This is a genomic window from Amycolatopsis sp. NPDC051106 (assembly GCF_040682775.1).
Lineage (GTDB): Bacteria > Actinomycetota > Actinomycetes > Mycobacteriales > Pseudonocardiaceae > Amycolatopsis.
In genome coordinates this window covers 1-3,074 of sequence record NZ_JBFBBQ010000198.1, presented here as the reverse complement: position 1 = coordinate 3,074, position 3,074 = coordinate 1, and the positions used below count along the sequence as shown (strand labels likewise).

The 3,074-nt window shown below is 69.7% G+C and carries 4 protein-coding genes and 1 pseudogene; 2 read left to right on the top strand and 3 right to left on the bottom strand.

What is annotated here, in order from left to right; all coding sequences use genetic code 11:
• Positions 1 to 92: 92 nt before the first annotated feature.
• Both AB0M83_RS48505 and AB0M83_RS48500 read right to left on the bottom strand, forming a co-directional pair.
• Positions 93 to 200: pseudogene (locus AB0M83_RS48505) on the bottom strand (DUF3043 domain-containing protein); the annotation flags it as partial.
• Positions 201 to 459: 259 nt separating this feature from the next.
• A complete protein-coding gene (locus AB0M83_RS48500) occupies positions 460 to 1,107 on the bottom strand; it encodes a DUF3043 domain-containing protein (RefSeq protein WP_364529616.1) in 648 nt (215 codons plus the stop codon).
• A gap of 146 nt (positions 1,108 to 1,253) precedes the next feature.
• On the opposite strand from AB0M83_RS48500, the gene AB0M83_RS48495 reads away from it, so the two are divergent.
• Positions 1,254 to 1,631, top strand: coding sequence for an iron-sulfur cluster assembly accessory protein (locus AB0M83_RS48495; protein WP_086681079.1), 378 nt, complete (start codon positions 1,254 to 1,256; stop codon positions 1,629 to 1,631).
• A gap of 75 nt (positions 1,632 to 1,706) precedes the next feature.
• On the opposite strand, the gene AB0M83_RS48490 is transcribed toward AB0M83_RS48495, so the two are convergent.
• Positions 1,707 to 1,877, bottom strand: a complete 171-nt coding sequence (locus AB0M83_RS48490; RefSeq protein WP_284750111.1) for a hypothetical protein — start codon at positions 1,875 to 1,877, stop codon at positions 1,707 to 1,709.
• A 149-nt stretch (positions 1,878 to 2,026) separates the two neighbouring features.
• Between AB0M83_RS48490 and AB0M83_RS48485 the strand changes: the two genes are divergently transcribed.
• On the top strand, positions 2,027 to 3,019 hold the full coding sequence (locus tag AB0M83_RS48485) for a carbohydrate kinase family protein (RefSeq protein ID WP_364529612.1): 993 nt from the start codon (positions 2,027 to 2,029) through the stop codon (positions 3,017 to 3,019).
• The last annotated feature ends 55 nt before the right edge of the window (positions 3,020 to 3,074 follow it).

The window sequence follows — 3,074 nt, the reverse complement described above, 5'->3', positions numbered from 1 at the left end:
AACGACCCTGGAGTGACTCCAGCCTCGGTGCCGGGTCGCGGACGGCAAGAAGCCGGGTGGAGGCTCGCTCCACCCGGCTTCTCGGAACCGGCTCAGTTCGGGATCGGGTCCCCGGGCTTCAGCCGCGGCTTCGGCACTCGCAGCTTGCGGATCTGGGACGCCCGGACGAACGCGTACCAGCCGATCGACCGGCCGCTCACCGTGGTGAGACACGCGCTCTGGCGCGTCAAGATGCTCGCGGGAAAACCCGGGATCGCGCAGCGGCCGAGCAAGCACTGGCGGCGGTGCGGCAGATCCGAGGAGCGGAAGACACCGAGGAGCGCGAAGCGCTCGCTGCCGCTTCGGTCCGGAGCGCGGATCAGTTCGTGACCCAAGCCGCGAGTCCGGTCGGCTGACAAAGCGCCCCGGACGGCAAGAAGCCGGGTGGAGGCTCGCTCCACCCGGCTTCTCGGAACCGGCTCAGTTCGGGATCGGGTCCCCGGGCTTCAGGCGCGGCTTCGGCACCCGCAGCTTGCGGATCTGGGACGCCCGGACGAACGCGTACCAGCCGATCGACCGGCCGCTCACCGCTTCCTTCGGGAACTTCTCCCGCACCAGCTTCGCGATCTTGCGCCCGTTGACGAAGCCCTCGATCGCCATCACCAGCAGCATCGCGGTGCAGAACAGGGTGATGTACGACTGCACCTGGGGCAGCGGCACCAGCAGCGCCAGGAACACCAGGATCGCCAGCGGCATGAACAGGCCGAGCAGGTTGCGGCGCGAGTCGACCAGGTCGCGGACGTACGCCTTGACCGGCCCGCGGTCGCGCGGGAGCAGGGCCTTGTCGTCGCCCCGCATCATCGCCTCGCGGCGGGCCTTCGCCGCCGCCCGGCGGTCTTCCTTGGTCTGCGGGTTCGCCTTGCGCAACTCCTTGTTGCGCTTCATCGCCTCGCGCATGGTGGTGGGCGGCGGGGCCACCGGCCCGCGCTTCTTCGCCTCCGCCTCCCGGCGCTTCGGGGTAGCCTTGCCCTTACCGGGCGTGTACGCCTTACCGGCGACGTCGACGGCTTCGGCCGTCTCCGGCTCGTCGGCGGCGGTGTCTGTGGTGCTTCGGCGCAGGAACCTCACCTCACCAGGGTATTGCAGGCGTCACGCCGCCGTTCACCAGGTCGATCGATGTGCGACCATGGTGGGGGAACAGATCGGGCGCTCCGGGTGTTGAAGACGTCAGCACAAGGAGTATCCGCAGTGAGTTCGAACTTAGAGGGAGTGCCATGACGACCGCTGAGCACGCCGGCGCGACGCAGGCCGAGACCGCCGAAGAAACCCACGGCGTCACGCTGACCGACGCCGCGGCTTCCAAGGCGAAGGCCCTGCTCGAGCAGGAGGGCCGCGACGACATGCACCTGCGCATCGCCGTCCAGCCCGGTGGCTGCGCGGGCCTGCGCTACCAGCTGTTCTTCGACGAGCGCTCGCTCGACGGCGACCTGTTCCGCGACTTCGACGGCCTCAAGGTCGCCGTCGACCGGATGAGCGCGCCGTACGTGTCGGAAGCCGTCATCGACTTCGTGGACACGATCGAGAAGCAGGGCTTCACGATCGACAACCCGAACGCCACCGGCTCCTGCGCCTGCGGCGACTCGTTCCACTGAGTCCAGAACAGCAGGCCACGTGAGAAGGCCCCGCTCTCCCTTCGGAGGGCGGGGCCTTTTCTCGTCTGCGGGGACTTACACGTAGGCGTCGAGCTCGGCGACCTGGGCGTGGCACGCCTCGTCGACCTCCCACGGCTCGGCCGCGGAGCGGGGCAGCGGCAGGTTCTCCGCCTGGAGCGTCGCCGGGATGAGCGCGCAGTCGGCGATCAGCTCGGACAGGGTCTCGGGTTCGGTGACGGCGTTCACGATTCGTAACGCTATTGATCCGCTGTCGACTGGTGAAGGAGTACCAGCCGGTAGTGTCGGCTGGGCGTGCGCGAACTACCCGGACGGGTCATGACCCGGGGGTAACTTCGTGCCTTTTGCCGTGAGGTCGACCACATAAGGAGCAGCCGGTGGCAGCCAAAGCCAGGATCGCGGTGTCCGGCAGTATCGCGACCGACCACCTCATGCATTTCCCGGGCAGGTTCGCCGAGCAGCTGGTCGCCGAGCAGCTGCACCGCGTTTCGCTGAGCTTCCTCGCCGACGACCTCGTGGTCCGGCGCGGCGGCATCGGCGCGAACATCGCCTTCGGTCTCGGGGTGCTCGGCGTGCAGCCGGTGCTCGTGGGCGCCGTGGGCGCCGACTTCGCGGACTACCGCTCCTGGCTGGAGCGCCACGGCGTCGACACGTCCGGGGTGCACGTCTCGGAGGTCGCGCACACCGCGCGGTTCGTCTGCACGACCGACGAGGACCTCTGCCAGATCGCGACGTTCTACGCCGGCGCGATGGCCGAGTCCCGCAACATCGAGCTGCAACCGATCGCCGAGCGCGCCGGCGGGCTGGGCCTGGTGCTGATCAGCCCCGACGACCCGGAGGGCATGGTCCGCCACGCCGAGGAGTGCCGCCAGCGCGGGTACGCCTTCGCCGTCGACCCGTCGCAGCAGCTGGCCCGGATGACCGGTGCGCAGGCGCGTGAGTTCGTGGCCGGCGCGAAGTACCTGTTCAGCAACGACTACGAGTGGGAGCTGCTGCTCCAGAAGACCGGCTGGACCGAGGCCGACGTGCTCGACCAGGTCGGTCTCCGGATCACGACGCTGGGGGAGAAGGGCGTCGAGATCGTCGGCAAGGAGGGTGTCGCCCTGCAGATCGGCGCGGTCCCCGAGCGCGCGAAGGCCGACCCGACGGGCGTCGGCGACGGCTTCCGCGCGGGCTTCCTGGCGGGTCTCGACGGTGGCTTGGACGTCGAGCGCGCGGCCCAGCTCGGCTCGCTGATCGCGGTGCTGGTGCTGGAGACGATCGGCACGCAGGAGTGGACGCTCGACCGCGCCGACGCGCTGGCCCGCATCGAAGAGGCCTTCGGCCCGGAAGCGGCCGCGGAGATCTCCGCGGTCCTGCCCGCGGCCTAGTTCCCCAAAGCCGGGAAGCCCATACTGGTCGTGCCGCTCTCACCGGGCCGCGCGG

What these genes read in the sequence shown, in the direction of transcription:
- AB0M83_RS48495 (WP_086681079.1), top strand. Translation starts at nt 1,254, where the DNA reads ATGACGACCGCTGAGCACGCCGGCGCGACGCAGGCCGAGACCGCCGAA.